The 19,576-nt window shown below is 39.6% G+C and carries 16 protein-coding genes and 1 riboswitch; of the genes, 12 read left to right on the top strand and 4 right to left on the bottom strand.

What is annotated here, in order from left to right:
• Window positions 1-133 precede the first annotated feature (133 nt).
• The 3 genes from recO to glyS all read left to right on the top strand — a co-directional run bounded on the left by recO (window position 134) and on the right by glyS (window position 4,301).
• Window positions 134-937, top strand: a complete 804-nt coding sequence (gene recO, locus IGK01_RS09175; RefSeq protein WP_438840684.1) for a DNA repair protein RecO — start codon at window positions 134-136, stop codon at window positions 935-937.
• A 375-nt stretch (window positions 938-1,312) separates the two neighbouring features.
• The gene (gene glyQ, locus IGK01_RS09170; protein WP_438840683.1) at window positions 1,313-2,230 is read left to right on the top strand and encodes a glycine--tRNA ligase subunit alpha; all 918 of its coding nucleotides are present in this window, start codon (window positions 1,313-1,315) and stop codon (window positions 2,228-2,230) included.
• Window position 2,231: 1 nt separating this feature from the next.
• Window positions 2,232-4,301, top strand: coding sequence for a glycine--tRNA ligase subunit beta (gene glyS / locus IGK01_RS09165; protein WP_438748346.1), 2,070 nt, complete (start codon window positions 2,232-2,234; stop codon window positions 4,299-4,301).
• A gap of 59 nt (window positions 4,302-4,360) precedes the next feature.
• Here the strand turns inward: glyS and yidC are convergent, their stop codons facing one another.
• A complete protein-coding gene (gene yidC / locus IGK01_RS09160; protein WP_010734966.1) occupies window positions 4,361-5,299 on the bottom strand; it encodes a membrane protein insertase YidC in 939 nt (312 codons plus the stop codon).
• A gap of 219 nt (window positions 5,300-5,518) precedes the next feature.
• Window positions 5,519-5,794 carry an acylphosphatase gene (locus IGK01_RS09155; protein WP_023519998.1) on the bottom strand — a complete coding sequence of 92 codons (276 nt, stop codon included), beginning with the start codon at window positions 5,792-5,794 and terminating at the stop codon, window positions 5,519-5,521.
• A gap of 108 nt (window positions 5,795-5,902) precedes the next feature.
• Here IGK01_RS09155 and IGK01_RS09150 point away from each other — a divergent pair, with 108 nt between their 5' ends.
• The 4 genes from IGK01_RS09150 to IGK01_RS09135 all read left to right on the top strand — a co-directional run bounded on the left by IGK01_RS09150 (window position 5,903) and on the right by IGK01_RS09135 (window position 9,646).
• A complete protein-coding gene (locus tag IGK01_RS09150) occupies window positions 5,903-6,664 on the top strand; it encodes a TrmH family RNA methyltransferase (protein WP_062804929.1) in 762 nt (253 codons plus the stop codon).
• A gap of 123 nt (window positions 6,665-6,787) precedes the next feature.
• Window positions 6,788-7,291: an HD domain-containing protein gene (locus tag IGK01_RS09145; RefSeq protein ID WP_010734969.1), complete on the top strand. Its 504-nt coding sequence runs from the start codon at window positions 6,788-6,790 to the stop codon at window positions 7,289-7,291.
• Between the two features lie 282 nt (window positions 7,292-7,573).
• The gene (locus IGK01_RS09140; protein WP_010734970.1) at window positions 7,574-8,230 is read left to right on the top strand and encodes a FusB/FusC family EF-G-binding protein; all 657 of its coding nucleotides are present in this window, start codon (window positions 7,574-7,576) and stop codon (window positions 8,228-8,230) included.
• Window positions 8,231-8,270: 40 nt separating this feature from the next.
• Window positions 8,271-8,338, top strand: a riboswitch (Fluoride riboswitch).
• A gap of 51 nt (window positions 8,339-8,389) precedes the next feature.
• Complete coding sequence (locus IGK01_RS09135) at window positions 8,390-9,646, top strand: voltage-gated chloride channel family protein (RefSeq protein WP_023519995.1); 1,257 nt, start codon at window positions 8,390-8,392, stop codon at window positions 9,644-9,646.
• A gap of 50 nt (window positions 9,647-9,696) precedes the next feature.
• Here IGK01_RS09135 and IGK01_RS09130 read toward each other — a convergent pair whose 3' ends face one another.
• A complete protein-coding gene (locus tag IGK01_RS09130; RefSeq protein ID WP_010734972.1) occupies window positions 9,697-10,899 on the bottom strand; it encodes a YdcF family protein in 1,203 nt (400 codons plus the stop codon).
• A 335-nt stretch (window positions 10,900-11,234) separates the two neighbouring features.
• Complete coding sequence (locus IGK01_RS09125; RefSeq protein ID WP_062804932.1) at window positions 11,235-12,542, bottom strand: serine hydrolase; 1,308 nt, start codon at window positions 12,540-12,542, stop codon at window positions 11,235-11,237.
• Window positions 12,543-13,018: 476 nt separating this feature from the next.
• Between IGK01_RS09125 and IGK01_RS09120 the strand changes: the two genes are divergently transcribed.
• The 5 genes from IGK01_RS09120 to IGK01_RS09100 all read left to right on the top strand — a co-directional run bounded on the left by IGK01_RS09120 (window position 13,019) and on the right by IGK01_RS09100 (window position 19,566).
• Window positions 13,019-14,125 carry a baeRF6 domain-containing protein gene (locus IGK01_RS09120; RefSeq protein WP_224434124.1) on the top strand — a complete coding sequence of 369 codons (1,107 nt, stop codon included), beginning with the start codon at window positions 13,019-13,021 and terminating at the stop codon, window positions 14,123-14,125.
• 377 nt (window positions 14,126-14,502) lie between these two features.
• A complete protein-coding gene (locus IGK01_RS09115) occupies window positions 14,503-14,703 on the top strand; it encodes a cold-shock protein (RefSeq protein WP_005875554.1) in 201 nt (66 codons plus the stop codon).
• Between the two features lie 281 nt (window positions 14,704-14,984).
• Complete coding sequence (locus tag IGK01_RS09110; protein ID WP_438840840.1) at window positions 14,985-17,774, top strand: helicase C-terminal domain-containing protein; 2,790 nt, start codon at window positions 14,985-14,987, stop codon at window positions 17,772-17,774.
• A gap of 68 nt (window positions 17,775-17,842) precedes the next feature.
• On the top strand, window positions 17,843-18,346 hold the full coding sequence (locus IGK01_RS09105) for a cell wall elongation regulator TseB-like domain-containing protein (RefSeq protein ID WP_010734977.1): 504 nt from the start codon (window positions 17,843-17,845) through the stop codon (window positions 18,344-18,346).
• A gap of 26 nt (window positions 18,347-18,372) precedes the next feature.
• On the top strand, window positions 18,373-19,566 hold the full coding sequence (locus IGK01_RS09100) for a pyridoxal phosphate-dependent aminotransferase (RefSeq protein ID WP_438840682.1): 1,194 nt from the start codon (window positions 18,373-18,375) through the stop codon (window positions 19,564-19,566).
• Window positions 19,567-19,576 lie beyond the last annotated feature (10 nt).

Below are 19,576 nucleotides of genomic sequence, written 5' to 3'. Positions count from 1 at the left end.
TCATGGAAGCAATTAAGAGTCTGGAATAAAAGTAATAGTTACTTTTGTCTCGACTTCACGGATGCTCGCATGACTTTTTCCTTCTTTTCAATTTAAAAAAGCAATTTACGTTAAAGTCAGAGGAGGGGTGACGATGAGTCAGCTTGCAGAATCAAAAGGAATCATCCTTTCTAGTCGCAACTACAAGGAAAAAGATAAATTAGTCAAGATATTTACAGAATCGGCAGGAAAAATGATGTTTTATGTCAAGGGGATCCATCGTCAAAATCAACCGATTGCACCCGCATTGTTGCCTTTTACGGAAGCAATTTATATTGGTCATTTTCATAATGAAGGCTTGTCCTTTGTTAACAGTGTAAAAGATGTCCACTCGTTTCGTAAGATACAAGAAGATATTTTTCTTAGCGGTTACGGGACTTATTTGTTGAACTTAGTGGATGCGGCGATCGAGGATCGGCAATATGATCCGAATCTATTTCAATTCACACACCAAGCATTGCAACGCATGGATCAAGGAGATGACCCAGAGATCATTACGAATATTTTTGAGATTCAATTATTGCAACGTTTCGGGATCTCGCCAGTTTGGACCCACTGTGCAGTGTGTGGAAAGACGCAAGGAAAATTTGATTATTCATCCAAATATGGTGGCGTCTTATGTGAAAATCACTGGGAGTTAGATCATTATCGGTATCACGCGGACCCACGTGCAGTTCACTTCGTACGGCTCTTCTCAGCAATCTCGTATGATCGCATCAGCGGGATCGACCTCAAAGAAGAAACCAAACAAAAGATTCGCCAATTGATTGATCTGTTATATGAAGAATACGTAGGCATCCATTTGAAAAGTAAAAAGTTTATTGATCAAATGAAAAGTTGGGAACATATCATGAAACCGACCAATGAGGCAACGAAGGAAAGTCCTGCAGAAGAATGAAAAAATGTTTGAAACAATGGATTTTTTTCAAAAATATTTGACAAAGTACTTGGTTAACGTCTATTATAAAGCCTAGATAGTAACTATTGTTTTTTCAATAGACGAATGTCATTTATAAAGGATATTCAATAATCACATACGTATGATGATCAAGATCAGTAGAAAATCAAGTGGCACAAGCGAGTTCGGGAGAGTGTGAGCCGAATGCTAACGGTTTTTGAAGAGGCACTTGTGAGTACGATCAACGAAGCTGCCGAGTCGCTCGGAAGTAGGGTGGAACCGCGAAGATATTCGTCCCTATGTTTGTTTACGCAAACATAGGGACTTTTTTTGTTACTATTTTTGATTCTTGGTTAAGATGAAAGGGGTAATTATATGAGTAAGAAGCAAACAGTTCAAGAAATGATTTTGACATTACAAAAATTTTGGTCATCGAACGGTTGTATGCTGATGCAAGCATACGATACAGAAAAAGGGGCAGGTACAATGAGCCCTTACACGTTTTTACGAGCAATCGGTCCAGAACCTTGGAATGCCGCTTACGTTGAGCCATCACGTCGACCAGCTGATGGTCGTTATGGTGAGAATCCTAACCGGTTATATCAACACCATCAATTCCAAGTGGTGATGAAGCCATCACCAGAAAATATCCAAGAACTTTACTTGGAAAGCTTGCGTTTGTTAGGGATCGATCCGTTAGAACATGATATCCGCTTTGTTGAGGACAACTGGGAGAACCCTTCGATGGGTTGTGCCGGTGTTGGTTGGGAAGTCTGGTTAGATGGCATGGAAATCACGCAATTTACGTACTTCCAACAAGTCGGCGGTTTGCCATGTAAACCAGTCACTTCAGAAATCACTTATGGGTTAGAGCGCTTAGCTTCTTATATCCAAGAAGTGGAAAGTGTGTATGATCTTGAATGGTCAGCAGGTGTCAAATATGGTGAGATCTTCAAACAGCCTGAATATGAACACTCAAAATATTCATTTGAAGTGAGTGATCAAGAATTATTATTAAGTAATTTTGATCGTTTTGAAAAAGAAGCGAAACGTTGTATTGAAGAAAATCTGGTCCATCCAGCATATGATTACATTTTAAAATGTAGTCACACCTTCAATCTATTAGATGCTCGTGGTGCAGTATCTGTGACTGAACGTGCTGGCTACTTGGCTCGCATTCGTAACATGGCGAGATCTGTGGCGAAAATCTTTGTTGCAGAACGTGAAAAACTTGGATTCCCATTGCTAAATAATCAATCAGAAAATCCAACGACTGTTAAGGAAGGTGAATAAGATGGCAAAGGACTTATTATTAGAAATTGGCTTGGAAGAAATGCCAGCGCATGTTGTGACACCAAGCATGAAACAATTAGAAGAAAAAACAGCAGCGTTTTTAACGGACAATCAATTGACTTACGATGCAATCGAGACATTCTCTACTCCGAGACGTTTGGCGATCAAAGTAACAAATGTACCAGAACGTCAGGCTGACAGTGAAGAAGAAGTGAAGGGACCAGCGAAAAAAATCGCATTAGATGCTGAAGGAAACTGGTCGAAAGCAGCTCAAGGATTTGTTCGTGGGCAAGGATTGACGACAGACGATATCACCTTCCGAGAAATCAAAGGTGTGGAATATGTCTATGTGACGAAATATACTCAAGGAAAACCAGCAATCGAAGTCTTGACAGGATTGATCGATGTGATTAAAAGCATGACATTCCCTGTGACAATGCACTGGTCTTCTTTTGACTTTGAATATATTCGCCCGATTCATTGGATCGTGGCACTATTTGGAGAAGAAGTGATCCCGTTTGAATTTTTAGATGTGAAAACTGGACGTACTTCTCGTGGGCATCGTTTCTTAGGTGAAGATGTGACATTTGCTCATCCAGCAGAATACGAAGAAAAGCTATCTGAACAATTTGTAGTTGCTTCGCCACAAAAGAGAAGAGCAATGATCATGGAACAAGCGACTCAATTATCAACAAAAAATGATTGGCACATCGATTTTGATGAAGACCTACTTGAAGAAGTCAATAATCTAGTGGAGTATCCAACTGTCTTTGCTGGTGATTTTGAAGAAAAATATCTATCTGTACCGGAAGAAGTACTCGTGACTTCCATGAAGGAACACCAACGTTATTTTGATGTTCGAAATGCCGAAGGTCAACTCTTACCACATTTTATCGCTGTACGAAATGGCGATCGTGTGAAGCTAGATAACGTTATTCGTGGGAACCAAAAAGTACTGACTGCGCGTTTAGAAGATGCGGAATTCTTTTACAATGAAGACAAAAAATTCCCAATCGAGCATTATGTCAATAAGTTGAAATCAGTGACTTTCCATGAAAAGATCGGTAGTATTTATGAAAAAATGCAACGTGTGCAAGTGATTGCATCTGTTATCGGTAAATCTGTCGGTTTATCGGGGGAAGAACTAGCTGCATTACAACGTACCGGCGAAATCTATAAGTTTGACCTAGTGACGAACATGGTTGGAGAATTTCCAGAACTTCAAGGAATCATGGGTGAAAAATATGCGTTGTTGCATGGAGAAGATCCAGCGGTTGCGACAGCGATCCGTGAACATTATTTACCGATCGCTAGTGAAGGTGAATTGCCAGAAACGACGATTGGTGCAGTCTTAGCCATTGCCGATAAATTAGATAGTATTTTCTCTTTCTTTACTGTAGGAATGGTGCCAAGTGGTTCAAACGACCCTTACGCATTACGTCGTCAAGCATATGGTATCGTTCGGATCATTGAAGCAAAACAATGGGCTTTCCCATTGGCACAATTACAACAAGAAGTGAATGCTGCAATCAATGAAAATCAAGAGCGTTTCGGGTTAGCTTTCGTTCAAGGAACTGATGTAATCGACTTTATCAAAGGTCGTTTGCGCCAACGATTGATGACAAAAGCCATTCGCCACGATGTGATCGATGCTGTCTTGAATGCGAAGGAAAGTAATTTGACAACCGTTTTTGCAGCTGCACGTCTGTTGAAGGAACGTTTGCAAGATGAAAACTTCAAACCATCGATGGAAGCTTTGACGCGTGTGATGAACCTAGCGAAAAAAGCCGAAAGAACAACGAATGAGATTGATACAAGCCTGTTTGAAAATGAAGCAGAGCAAGCATTGTACGAAGCAGTTGAGAAAGTGAAAGCTCAGTTTGCGGAACGTACACTTAAAGAGAACTATGAGCAATTAGTCAGCTTAAGACCAGTTATCGATCAGTATTTTGATCAAACGATGGTCATGGTCGAAGATGAAGCTGTCCGTAACAACCGTTTAGCACAGTTGCAACAAATTGCTGATATGGCATTAAGTATTGCTAGTCTGGATCAAATCATTACAAAATAAGACGGATCAAGTAAAAGCTTGAAACAAAAAAGGTTTGGGATGCGAACATCCCAAACCTTTTATTTTTTACGTTGCTGTTTACCGGCATTTCGACCGTTAGCATTTTTCTTGGTTGCTTGTGTATTGATTTTTTTCGTTGGTTTCGTCGCTTCTTCAGGTGTCACATCTTTTCGAGGTGTCACGACTTGTTTCGGTGGATTTTGTTTCAATTCTTCTGCGACTTGAGCTTTTAAGCGTGGCTTCATGATCACATTGGTGATAAATGTTTGTAGACAACTAAAGATACCACCGACTACCCAGTAAAGGGTCACTCCTGCAGGAGCACTGATCGACATGAAGACGATCATCGCAGGTGAAACGATCAACATGGTGCGCATCGTTTTTTTCTGTTCTTCAGGAATACCGATCGTTGAGATGTACCCTTGAATTAGGTAAGCAATCCCGGCAATCGCAACTAAGACTAAACTTGGATTTCCTAAGTCGATACCATAAAAAGTCGATTCACGGATACCTTCTGTATAGCGAGCAGTAAAGTACAGCGCTGAGAAGATCGGCATTTGGATCAATAAAGGTAAACAACCGATTCCACCAGTCATACTTAACCCATTTTCGCGATACACTTGTTGCATTTCTGCTTGTGCAGCCATTTGTTCTTCTCGGGTCGTTGCCGCTTTTAGTTTTTCTTGGGCGGCACTGACTTGAGGTTTCAATGCTTGCATTTTTTCAGATTGGATCATTGTCTTTTTCGATTGACTGATTCCTAAAGGTAAAATGATGATTCGTACGATCACAGTCATCAAGATAACAGCCCAACCGTATGACCAGTTGAAATTCTGCACGAGATATGTAATCGCTTGTCCCATAGGTTGTACTAATACGCGATAGACGATTCCAGATGTATCAGGGTTTCCTTCAGCATCCATTCTGACACAACCAGATAAGAAAAGTAAGAGTGTTACAAGACCAGAACCTAGTAACCAATTTTTCCATTTATTCATAAAATACTTCCTCTTTTAAAATTTTTACACAAGCTTAACTATACTAAAAATATGAGAATAATTCAATGAACTTCATAGAAAATTCAAATAATTCCCTTAAGTTTAACCGATCATGGGAAGGACAGGGAAGCGCACATAAAAGAACAGAGAATTGAAACGATCATCTTCCAGTAGATGGCAACAACGACTTTCTTCATATGTGCTTTCAAGAAGAAACATTTAGCCGATCACATCAAATTTCTTTCGTTCTTCCATCATCGGATGTTCTTGCAAGTCGACATATTGGACACGGCCACTGGGACTAGGGGATAGCTTGACTTCTTTGATGAACTGATCGATGGTTTCCTCCTCACCAGCGGCTTCGATCGTCACCGAACCATCTTCTTCGTTTTTAACTGTTCCTGTCACGCCCAATTGATCAGCTACTATTTTTGTCATATAACGAAAACCTACACCTTGGACACGCCCTTGCACATTCATTTTAACTTTTTTCATTTGAAGCACCACTCTTTCCTCTATTTGATAAATTTATGATAACGATTTTTTATAAAACTAACAAGCCCAACGATTGATTCCATGCTATAATAAAGTGAGGTGGAAAACGTGAAAAAAATTCAATCAGCAAAAAATCCTAGAATCAAAGAAATAAAAAAATTACATAAAAAGAAGCACCGCGAAGAAGGACAGGAGTACCTGCTTGAAGGGTTTCACTTGATCGAAGAAGCTGTGAATGCCAAAGTCATACCTAAAGAGATCTTTCTGACAGAACGAGGCTGGTCAGAATGGGGGACATGGGTCGAACAACACGCATTGGATTGCTTTTTAGTCACTGATGAGGTGATGGCGGTGATCTCTGATCTACCAACACCACAAGGAATCGTGGCAGTGATGCCGCTAGAAGTTAGCCAAGTGTCAATAGATACAGGAGGCTGGTTGCTTTTAGACAATGTCCAAGATCCTGGAAATGTCGGAACGATGATCCGAACAGCAGATGCGTTTGGTTTAGCAGGTGTGATCTTAGGGAAAGGCTCAGCTGATATTTATAGCACCAAAGTTTTAAGAAGCATGCAGGGAAGCAATTACCATTTACCAGTTATCTCACAAGAGTTAGACGCGCTCATTCCTGAATTGAAAGAAAAAGGATTTGCGATATACGGAACAGAACTCAATGAAGAAGCTGTTTCTCTTCCAACCGTCGTACCAACAAAAAATTATACGATCATTATGGGAAATGAAGGGCAAGGGGTGCGATCAGAATTATTGGCGCTAACTGATAAAAATATCTACATCCCGATGAATGGCCATGCTGAGTCATTGAATGTCGGCGTAGCTACCGGCATATTGTTGTATCATCTTTCTTCTTGATTAAGGAACTATTAAGCTTTTTGGATTTTTAATCAACCTCACTAGAATATTCCGAACATGAATGATATACTATGTACAATTTCAACGATAAATGAAATTCAAAAAGGTGGCAGATCGAAAATTATGACAGAAAAATGGCGTGAAGACGAAGAATACATGTCTTATATCGAAGATCTATTAGAAACAGAAGCAGTACAAAAATTAGCTGATTATATCCAACATGTACATTCGACAAGATTGGAACACTCAATCAGTGTTTCTTATTACAGTTACAAATTAGCAAAAAAATGGGGTGGAGATGCAAGAGCTACTGCACGTGCAGGACTTTTACATGACCTATTCTATTATGACTGGCGTACAACAAAATTTGATGAAGGCACACATGCGTATGTGCATCCTAGGATCGCTGTGAAAAATGCAGAAAAGATTACTGAACTTTCTGATTTAGAGCGCGACATCATCTTGAAACATATGTGGGGAGCAACGATCGCTCCACCAAAATACAAAGAAAGCTATATTGTGACATTTGTTGACAAGTATTGTGCGGTGAAAGAAGCGGCGCAACCAGTAACGGATACAATGAAACAAAAATGGCAACGATATTTTGGAAAAGAACAGTCGATCTAACTATTTGACCAGCCGAACGGAAACAGTCGAAGGTCCCGATCATGGGAAACCTTTGACTGTTTTTTTTTTTGCGAAAGTAGTTGACGAAATAAGATTTATAAGGTTAACTCTTTATTAGGTGAATGTACATAGATGAAAAAAGCATAAAGGGGGTGATGATAAGATGCCATACGTATCTTATTTAGCAGAGTTCAAGGACTTCAGTTATTAAGCTAACTTTGTTGAAGGACTCTTTTTTCTTCAAAGTAGCTACTTTTGAAAGAAGAAAGGACTCAAAAAATCATGGAAACAACAATCAAAACGTATCAATATTTCTTTATCAAACGAGAAATCGAGCAACTGTTAAATGTCTATCATTCAGTGAATGATAAAAAAACTGTCGCAACCGTTCAAGCATTAGCCACAGAAAGAATCAATGAGGTAGTAGAAAATGATCCACAAGTAATCGCCTTAGTTGAACCATTTGTGAAACAAGTTATGGATACAAACTTGAAAAAAGAAAAAGCGACAGAATTGCTCGAACGTTTAAAAGAACATGTTGCGCCATTCAAGCAACCATCAAAAATCCAAGTGGAAAAAATATTCCGAAAAGTAAAAAAGTTGAAACACCCAGATTGGCAAACATTGGATCTTAAAGAGCATACTTATGTGGGCTGGAATGATCCAGGAACACAGAAGAAATATCTGCTTTATTATGCAGATGAGCGGCTACAAGGTGTCCATGGCACACTTTCTCCGACGATCATCAAAGGAGTATGCGCGATTTGCCATAAGACTTCGAGTGTTTCGATGTTTCTTTCCACGACAAAATCAGGATCAGATGGCACGTATACTAAAAAAGGAAATTACATTTGTCATGATAGTGATCAGTGCAATCAGCAACTAGTAAAGCTGGCACCATTTTATGAATTTACAGACATCGTGAAGAAAGAAAAATAGCGCCATTGTTTTTCTTGAGAATGTATGATAAACTTTCTGTAAATGAATAGGTGATGGTGTTCGCCTTTAAATGTCGATCGATAGATGACTAATGACGCCTACTAAAAATCGGAGAATCCGTTTTTTTAGTAGGCTTTTTTTGTGGGGAGGAATAGAAAAATGGATCAACGGTTACTTAGTCCATTCAAAATAGGGACATATATGGTGAAATGGTTAGTGATCACTGCTTGTTTAGGCGTACTAATGGGAGGACTTTCCGCTTTTTTTCTAAATAGCTTAACTGTGGTGACGGATTTACGAGAAGCACATACTTGGTTATTGTATCTATTACCTGTCAGTGGGGCATTATTTGCGTTTCTTTATCAACGATACGGTGGGAATGCTAGTCGTGGGAATAATCTGGTCATTGATCAAGGGAATGGTGGGGAAGAAAAAATCCCGCTCCGATTGATTCCTTTAACGCTTTTCGGTACGATCACGACGCATCTTTTTGGCGGTTCTGTCGGTCGAGAAGGAACAGCAGTCCAAATGGGTGGCGCTTTAGCTGAAAATCTAGCAAGGGGATTAAAATTGAGTCCTATCGAGCGAGAGGTGCTGGTCATCAGTGGGATCAGTGCAGGATTTAGTTCAGTGTTTGGGACACCTTTAGCAGGCACATTGTTTGGACTTGAAGTACTAGCAATCGGAAAGATGCGTACAGAAGCGATCTTTCCCAGCTTTTTTGCTGCTTTATTTGCTAACTTCGTAACCGAAAGGATTGGTGTCACACATATCCATTATAAGATGGGAGAAATTCCAGGGTGGAGTCCTGCACTCTTTGGCAAACTGATGGTGGCGGGTATCGCTTTTGGGATTATTGGTTGGGTTTTTAGTCGTTCAATCGTCTTTTTGAAAAAGTGGTATCTGAAATGGTTCAAACATCCAATCACTAGAAATTTTATAGGTGGAGGAATTGTCGTAGTTGTGGCAATGATTTTACAAACACAACGCTACTTAGGACTTAGCTTGCCTTTATTGCAAGATGCGTTTGCCGGAAAAGCACATGCCTATGATTTTATCGGTAAGTTAGGATTTACTGTCCTTTCTTTAGGCGCTGGCTATCAAGGTGGGGAAGTGACCCCTTTGTTTGAGATTGGTGCAACTCTAGGGGCAACTTTAGCGCCCATCCTGCATGTTTCGATTCCTTTTCTAGCTGCATTAGGATTTATCGGTGTGTTTTCTGGAGCGACGAATACACCCATTGCTTGTTTTGTCATGGGCATCGAATTATTTGGAGGAGAAGCAGCTAGTTTCTTTTTTATGATTTGTTTGATCAGTTTCATGTGTTCGGGAAATAACGGAATCTATTCCGCACAAAAAGTAATGATCAAAAAAGGGATTTTATTTTTACCAATGAATAATGATCAGAGAGAATAGTTTACTGATTGAAAGAAAAAAAGAAGTTGCATGAAACGCAACTTCTTTTTTTAGGCAATAAGGGTGATCAAAGCTAACAATGCAGTCAGGCCAAGGATGATACCACATACGATCATGTGACGTTTTTTATGCAACATCAAGATCGCGATATATTCTCTAAGAAAAGCATTTGGCAAATAATAAAAGGCTGTTTTTGCACCAATGCCATTGGCTTTTAACTGTGCTTGCTTCGCAAAGAGTCCTGCACGGAAAATGTGGTAATTATTTGAACTGAAAATCGCACGATAAGCGCCACCGCCAGATTCACGATCCATTAATTCTTTGGAGAAACGCATATTTTCTAAAGTGGTTGTTGAATTTGTTTCAACTAAAATGTCCCGCTCCGGAATCCCTTTTTCTAAGGCATAGTTTTTCATGGCAATTGCTTCTGGTAACTTTTCATCTGCACCTTGACCACCAGACATCAAAAGAATCGGTGGATTGAGCGTAGCATGACTCTGGGCCCAATAAAAAGCAATTGCTTTGTCGATCCGTTTGGCTAGGAGGGGAGAAACACGTTCCCCGTTGATCAGGCCTGCGCCTAACACGATAATATAATTCTGGTTGTAACGTGGTCGGTTGAACTGATATAAGAAAGAGACAGTCATAAAATTATAGAAGACAATAAACAGATAAATCAAGATGACTGCTATACCAGAAAGAAGAACATTGATCCACGCTGGTAAGTAGTTGATTAAAAATACAGTGGCAATTAAATATAGCGTTAAGGCAATCCCTAGCAGTAAAGTCAAAAGATTAGCTAGTGAACGTGATTCTCTTTTTAAGACGATGATGCCATTCCAAATGAGAAAGACGACCAAAATATATATGCCAAATAGTAAAATCAAAAAAGCTGGTACTGCAATCAAAGCAAAAATCCCACCAATAAAGATATTCTGCGTCTCAAAAAGTAAGAGTAATAAATAAGCGCCGAAACTAATCAAAAATAAATTGAAGATCAAACCATTCAGTAGTCGCCTTTTTTCGGTAAAGTAAAAAAAAGCAAAGATACTGAAAAAAGCGAGAGGGATCAAGAAATAAAAACTCGCATAAAAAATCTCTAATACAACGAAGTACGTAAGCATCAATGTGAATGTCCAAGTACCACAATAAAAGAATAACGCGGGATCTTTTTGTTTCCTGCGCCAGGTGATGATCCCAACCATCCCTACGATATAGAGAATCGAAAAAATCAAATCTCTTGTTAAATTCATAATACCAACTCCTTTTTCTAATCGTGGAGTCATCACTGCGAATGAAAAGGAAACAGCTGATTAGCAGACTAGTGATGATTATTCAACACGAACTGATAGTGTTACTCGCCTCTCATAGACCAACCCTACAAGTAACAATCTACCATCTACAGTATAACGAAAAATTTGTAAAAATGCTGTTATAAAAAAAGAAAAAATAGAAAATACATTTATTTTCTGTAAGAAGCAGAAAAATACCCAAACAGTAAAGGTTGATAGCGTCTCGTCGATTCGTGAAGAAGAGCCAGCATTTACTGTTTGGGTAAGGAGTGGATGTAACTATTTGGAATGTTTATTTAGAATAGATTACTGAAAAAATTAGTGACATTGCGCCAGCCGATCACAAAGATATTCGCTTTTTCAACCGAACTAGCAGTGATGATGTCTGTGCTTGGAGAGGCACCATCTTCTAAGTACCCTAATTGATCATCAGCTAAAGTGATAGTGGCTGTGCCAACCTTTGTGCCTCTAACGATCGGTGCTTCAAGTTCATTATCCTTTACTTTTGTCTCATCGATCTTAGGTGTGATCGTCAATTGACCCGTATCCATATCATTTCTGACCCAGACACTGACTGGGCTTTTTAGTACGACATTGACAGAAGTTTCTTTTCCGTTTTTCACATCGATCGATTTGAGTGAAGGAATGCTTGCGTTTGCTTTACCGATTTCTTTGACTGACCAGTTATCATAGCAATAATCCATCAAGCGAGCCGTTTCGGTGAACCGAACGCTTGGGTTTTGCTCATGACCTTCCGCATTCAATATGACTGTAATGATGCGTTTGCCGTCTCGTTCGATGGTACCGACAAAACAAGCACCAGCAAAATCAGTTGTTCCAGTTTTTAGTCCATCAACGCCTTCTTTGAAGTTGATAAAACCTGGAAGCATCCAATTCCAATTAACCATTTCAACCGGCGATTGTGTGTTTTCACCAAACATTTTTGTTGCAGTACTCGTCACTTCTAGTACCTCAGGAAAATCGAGTAACAGGTGACGTGCGATGATCGCTACGTCTTTTGCGGACATTTGATTTTCATCTGCTTCGCCAGTACCTTCTGGACGATTTGCGCCGAGGTAAACATTGTTCAACCCAGAAACATTGACGATCGTTGCATTTTCAATGCCCCATTCTTTTAACTGGTCATTCATGACAGTCAGAAATGCTGTTTCACTACCAGAGATCTTTTCAGCTAAAGCGACCATTGATGCGTTGGCTGATTGGATAAAGGCAGAGTCAAAAAGTTCTTTTACAGTATAGGTATTCTCCTTATGTAAGGGAACATTCGATAAATTAGGTGCAATGCTTAATGTTTCAGCATAATCGGAGATTGCCACTTCATCATCCCAGGATAATTTTCCTTCTTTGACTTGGTCAAGTACGATGTACAACCCGATGATTTTTGAGATTGACGCGATCCCCATTGTTTTTTCTCCGTCTTGGTCGTATAAAATTTTTCCGCTTGTTGCGTCCACAGCAAATGCTGCTTGGGAATTCACAGAAAATGCTTCATCGGCCTGTACGGATAAAGTTGGCAAGAATGATCCTAACGTTAAAAGAAGCGTTGCCAACAGTAAAGCGAAATGTTTTTTCTTAGTGCCCATGTCCAATCTCCTTGTTTTCTAATTTGATTTGCTACAAATTAAAATTTTATCAGAGAGTGTGCGTAGTTTCAATCTTTCTGAAAAAAACTTTAGATAAACCAAACGAACACAAGAGGATAGTTAGCGTTGATTCTTTTTGACTCGTACAGGTTGAGCCTCGGGTTCATTTAGACGAAAGGCAGTGAATACAAATAGAGCAGTCATACATAGTAAACTAAATATCATCAATAATTGCATATAAACACCTCGATTTCTACTTTTCTCTATGTTAGCAGTTAGGTATGAATAATTTCGCTGTGAAATGTAACGAATCATTGATGAAATTTTGAAGAATAGTTGAAGAAAACAATCCTTAGTCAGAGATGGGATTGTAAACGATTTTTTGTCTAGGGACCATTTTGTTTTATGGATAAAAATGGTTGTGGTAGACTTTAGTTAGTAGTATTGAAGAAATGATTTTTAGGAGGGGTACGTTTATGGCGAAAAAGGATAGAGAGTTACTGTCACAACTGACTTCAGAAGGTGTCAAAGGACCATTTATTACTATTATGCTAAACACTCACGTTGCACATCAAGATGTGGAAAAAGATCAGATCAAATTCAAGAACTTTGCAAAAGAAGCAAAAAAACGTTTTGAAAAGAAATATGCGGAGCATGATTGGTCGAATTTTCAAAAAAAAATCGATCAACTACTAGAAGATGCTTCATTTTGGCGCAGTGCCACTGCGAGTGTCGCGGTGATCTTGTCTCCTGAAAGTACCATTGTTCATCGTTTGAGCATTGCAGTAGATGATCAATATTATGTAAGTGACCAACCTTATTTATTAGCGATCATTAAAAATGGACATTTTAACTACTCGTATTATTTACTGGGATTGAATCGTGATTCAATGAAGCTTTACGAAGTAAGCAACAAACAAGTAAAAGAAGTTGATCTACCCGAAGGAGCACCTACAGATGTGGTGACAGCTTTAGGATCTGAGTTGACAGGTGGAGGTATCAACTACTCGTCAAATGGTAGTGAAGGCTCAACATTCCATGGGGTGAATCCTAAAGACGAAGAAGTTGAAATTGACTGGATCAATTATTACCAAGCGGTCGATGAATTTCTTAAAGACAGCTTGGATAATCCTGAAAAATGGCCTGTGTACTTGTATGCTTTGCCTGAAAATCAAACAATGTTCAAAAAAGTGGCGAAAAACCCTTATTACCGTTCGGATGTGGCGATCTCAGCTTCACCTGCCCAATTATCTTTAAAAGATATCGAAGCAGGTGCGAAGAAACTTTCGGATGAACTGGCAGCGAAGGAAGCAAGTAGCTACAATCAATTGTTAGATAAAAAATTCTTGGATCAACTAGTGGACATCGTGCCAGCAGCGAAAGAGGGAAAGATTTCTCACTTATTTATCGCAACCTCTAATCTGGCTGACGGATTTGGTGAAGACCCAGAAACAGAGTACGACCGTCGACAAGTGTTGAATCAACTAGCTGATGATGTGATCACCAATGGCGGACAAGTCTTTATCTTGGATCAAAAAGATGCGCCTGACGAAAAGAGTTTGACCGCGATATTGCGTTATTAGTCTCTAGGAACAGTACCTAGAACCGATTGATCATTCATTTTATAAGAAAGGAAAAGCCATGTAGATCATTTATTTGATTTCGTGGCTTTTTCTTATTTCTCAGGGGAGAAAGATCAGAAGATCATCAAGTTTAAAAGTGAATTTTTTTTAAGCGTAAATTAAAAACGTTCGTTTTTTTTGGAGAAATAAGCAAAAGAATGAAAAAAAAAATAAAAAAAGTTCAAAATTTACTAGCTAAACTGTAATTAATGTGCTACAATAACTATGTAGTTTTTGTTCGGTAATCTTGGTAGTTTGTTTCAAATAAACATCTTCCAGATATTCACCATTCAAGTAATTGCAAAATATGTGTTTGATACACAAGGAGGATTTTTATTATGGAAACAGGTACAGTGAAATGGTTTAACTCAGAAAAAGGTTTCGGTTTCATTACAGCAGAAAACGGCAACGATGTATTCGTTCATTTCTCAGCTATCCAAGGTGATGGATTCAAAACTTTAGAAGAAGGCCAAACAGTAAACTTCGATGTTGAAGAAGGTCAACGTGGCCCTCAAGCAACTAACGTTGTTAAAGCTTAATTAACCCACTACTAAATAAAAGCTCAGTCTGCTAGTTCCTAGCGGTCTGGGCTTTTTTGTGTTTTCTTTTCATATGCTTTGATTCTCTACACCTAAGAACATCGTCTTACATGGTTAGATGAGTGATAACGAGAAAAGGAAGGGGAGAAGTAAACTTACTGTTTCTCTCAGTAGCAAAGATAACAACAGACGTATGCTTTAGGTTGATTTCCTAAGAATTTTCAAGTGATTTGTAGTATAATTTCAAAAGAAGACTAGAGGGAAGAGAAGAGGAAGATATGTTGAAACCGAAAACTTATGCAGTCGTCGATATTGAAACGACTGGGACAAATCCAAAAGAAGATCGCATTATCCAATTTGGATGTGTCATGATCGAAGATGGGCGGATCACCTCTCGTTATTCGATGGATATCAACCCTGGGCGAAAAATCTCAAAACAGATCCAGCATTTGACAGGGATCACCAATCAACGTGTCCATCGTTCACCCTATTTTGAAGATGTAGCACAAACGATTTACAACCTTCTAGCGGATACCATCTTCGTGGCGCATAATATTTATTTTGATTATCAGTTTTTGAACCATGAATTGACTCGCTGTGGCGTACCTAAATTACAGATTCCAGGAATCGATACAGTCGAGTTGGCCCAGATATTTTTGCCGACTGAACCGAGCTTTCGTTTAGCTGATTTGTCGGAAAGTCTGGGGTTTATCCACGATAATCCCCATCAGGCAGATAGCGATGCGGAAGTGACAGCACAGTTGCTTCTACTGATTGAAGAACGGATGCGTCAGTTACCTTTAGTGACGCTTGAACAGATCGTGAAACTGAGCAATCATACAGGGATGGATACTAGATTATTCATCGAACAAACCACCGACGAACTGAGAAAGCAGCCCCCACCTTTATCAGATGAACTGGAAATCATCGAGGGAATCGCCTTACAAAAAAAAGAAGTCGAACTGTTTTCAGAAGTTTACTATGGTCATAAAGATTATCCAAGAAAAAAACAAGCGAAAGAGAAAATATTTGGAAAAACGTTGATGTATCGTAAAGAACAAAATCGTTTGATGAATGTTGTCTATGATCATTTTACCAAAGATGAATCGAAAAATTTGATGATCGAAGCAGCGACTGGTATGGGCAAGACGATTGGCTATCTATTGCCTCTTAGCTATCTGGCCACACCGGAGAAGCCGGCAGTGATCAGTACGGTATCGCTTGTTTTACAAGAGCAGATCATGGAAAAAGATATTCCTTTGTTGAATCAATTATTCGACCAACCGATCCAAGCGACGATTATCAAAAGCTACCGCCATTATCTCGATTTGCAACGGTTCAAAGCCACACTCCTTGAGCCAAAGGAGCAAAAACAATATGCACTCTATCAAATGACAGTTCTTGTCTGGCTGACGCAGACGAAAACAGGAGATTTAGATGAATTGCATCTAACGAATTTGAATCATGCCTTTTTTACAGATGTTTCGCATCGCGGGCTTGACTTTTTAGCGAAAAAACAAGCGTTCTATGAACAAGATTTTATTCGATTTTTGCATCGACAAATCAAGCAAAGTAACTTCTTGATCGTCAACCATGCTTTTTTAGTCCAAGAAACACAAAGAAAGACACCGTTGTTGCCTGAAAGTCCTTATTTATTGATCGATGAAGTACATCATTTACCTGAGATTGCTGAAAAAGTCAATGATCAACGATTCAGTTTGAGCTATTTTAACAAGGAAGTACAATTATTCGAAGAACCTGATCGTTTGTTCGATCGCTTCAAAGGCTATCTTCCAGCCAATCATGAGGGGCAGCGCTGGCTTGATATCTACAAAGAAGAGTTGTCTGCGCTTCGTGAGGCACAGCTTTGTTTAGCTGAAGGGTTACTTGAGATCATACCTCAACAAAAAAGACAAACTTACCCGGAAGAAGTCATGATCACGAAAGAGGACTTAGATAAATTATCTTTTGAAGCAAGTACAGCCATTGACCATCTTCATCTTTTTTACCAAGAAATAAAGGAATTACAGTACAGGATCCGTTCAGGCTTAGAGGTGCTTCAAGAAAGTTGGACGAAGCAAATGCGTGTCGATCTTGCAAGTCTGTATGCTTTGTTTGAACGTTTAGATCAACAAGCAAGTTTTATGGAAGAATGGTTGGAGAATTGGCAAGAAAGTTTAGTCCATTGGTTTGTTCCGGGTGCCACCCCTCAGCAGACGATGTTCCATCTCCACGATTTTACTGCCGCACTGATTCCCAATACAGTTTGGTATCAGCGCTATGAACGGATTTTATATATAGGAGGGACATTGAAAGTGGGCCCAGATCGTCAATATTTGGCGAAACGATTAGGAATTGAAGGTACTCCGCTGAAAGTCATTGCCTCTCCTTATGATTACGAAAAACAAGCACGGATCTTCGTGCCAAAAGAAGCACCAGAGATCAATCAATTAAGTGGTACAACGTATGTCGACTATCTAACGGATGTGTTATACCAGTTGATCAGACAAGAAAAAAGACCGATCCTAGTTTTGTTTACTTCTCATGATGTTTTACAAAAGGTGTATCAACGAATGCATTTGACAATGCTTGAACAAGGAAGAGAGATTTTAGCTCAAGGAATCGGTGGCAGTCGTGAGAAACTATTGAAGCGTTTTGTTCTTTCTGATATGAGCGTGCTATTCGGCGCAGATAGTTTTTGGGAAGGCGTCGACCTGCCAGGAGATGCGTTACAGCTAGTCGTCATTACGCGGTTGCCATTCGATCATCCACAACGTCCAATGGTCAAAGCGAGAAATGCGTATTTGGAATCGGAAGGCATCAACCCTTTTTATCAAGAATCCTTACCCAAGGCAGCACTGAAGGTCAGACAAGCTTTAGGTCGTTTGATTCGTTCGGAAACGGACAAAGGTGTCTTGCTGATTTTAGATCGACGATTAGTGACCGCAAAATATGGCGCGAGGATCATTCATGCCTTGCCTAAAAAGATGCCTGTCCAAGAGGCGCCTTTTGAACAAATTTGTGAGGATATCCATGATTTCTTAAACAAAAACGAAGAAATTAAGCCATAATCGAGGACTATTTTCACCTCGAAATCTGTTATAATGGACATCAATGAAAAAAGAAGGAGCGACAGTCCTTGAAGAATCAGACAAACAAAGAACATACGATCAATCGCATCTTGCTGGGCTTGATCATCGCTTTATTAGCAGTAATCGTGATCAGCACGATTTTTTATCTGCGTGCGACACGCCCAATGACGCAAGCGAAACAAGAGGCGACAAAACTAGCTGAACAATATGCAAATCTTGAGGAAGTGGACCAATTCTATTGGTTTACTCGGGAAGCCACTTATTTTTCATTAACAGGCCAAAATGATAAAGGACAAGATATTGCAGTGATCATACCTAAATCGGGTGAGCGTGTGAAAGTGTTAGAACAAAAAGCAGGCTTGACCGAAGAAGCTGCCCGCCAAGAAATCAGCAAACAACATCCCGATCAACAAGTGGAAAAAGCTTCCTTAGGGATGTACAAAGATGAACCGGTATGGGAAGTCATTACCAAAACGTCAGATGACCAGTTGAATTATTATTTACTTTCTTTTAAAACGGGAGAGGAAGTCAAAGTCATTAGCGGGGTATAGAAAAGACGGATGAAAGGATAGATTGGATGAAACAGTCAAAAAGAGTGGAACGCTTAGAGCCTTCCGTAACACTAGCAACTGCAGCAAAAGCAAAGGCATTGAAAGCACAAGGGAAAGACATTATCAGTTTGACCGTAGGAGAGCCTGATTTTGCTACACCTGAAAATATCCAAGAAGCAGCGATCGCAGCCATCAAGAATGGAAAAGCAAGCTATTATACGCCAACAGCGGGTATTCCAGAATTAAGACAGGCAATCGTTTCGTATCTGGAAACCTATTATGGCTTGACTTACGATGCTTCTCAGACGATTGTGACAGACGGGGCGAAATTTGCCCTCTATGCCTTATTCCAAACAATCCTAGATCCAAAAGATGAAGTCATCATTCCAGTACCTTATTGGGTGAGCTATGGTGAACAAGTCAAGTTAGCAGAAGGTGTCCCTGTTTTTGTCACTGGTCAAGAAGTCAATGATTTCAAAGTGACCCTCGAACAATTGGAACAAGCACGTTCTTCCAAGACAAAAGCAGTCATTATCAATTCTCCTTCTAATCCGACAGGGATGATCTATACAAAAGAAGAACTACAAGTTATAGGTGAATGGGCAGTAAAAAACGATATTTTAATAGTTGCTGATGATATTTATGGCCGATTAGTTTATAATGACAATGAGTTTACTCCAATTGCAACGATTTCAAAAGCAATACGTGAACAGACGATAATCATCAACGGTGTATCAAAAACCTATGCAATGACAGGCTGGCGTATCGGATACGCGGTCGGCGATCAAAAAATCATTGATGGGATGATTGCGATTGCATCACAATCAACTAGTAACCCAACTGCAGTCAGTCAATATGCGGCTGTTGAAGCATTACAAGGGGAACAAGATACCGTTGAAGAGATGCGCAAAGCATTTGAAGAACGTCTAGACATCGTATTTCCGCTTGTTGCTGATTTGCCCGGGGTGTCGGTCAAAAGACCACAAGGCGCATTTTACTTGTTTCCGAATGTGAAAGAAACGTTAGCGATATGTGGCTATGAACAAGTGACGCCGTGGGTCGAAGATCTACTAGAAGAAGCAGGGGTTGCTCTAGTTACAGGTGAAGGTTTCGGCGCACCGGAAAATGTTCGTTTGAGTTATGCGGCGAATCTAGCAACGTTAGAAGAAGGAATCCGACGAATCCAACGTTTTATTGAGAGTAAAAGTCAAAACGATTAGAAATTATTAT

Source organism: Enterococcus sp. AZ080, assembly GCF_051714945.1.
Lineage (GTDB): Bacteria > Bacillota > Bacilli > Lactobacillales > Enterococcaceae > Enterococcus_B > Enterococcus_B pernyi.
The sequence above is the reverse complement of the archived record's forward strand: the minus strand, read 5'-3'. Positions and strand labels throughout refer to the sequence as shown.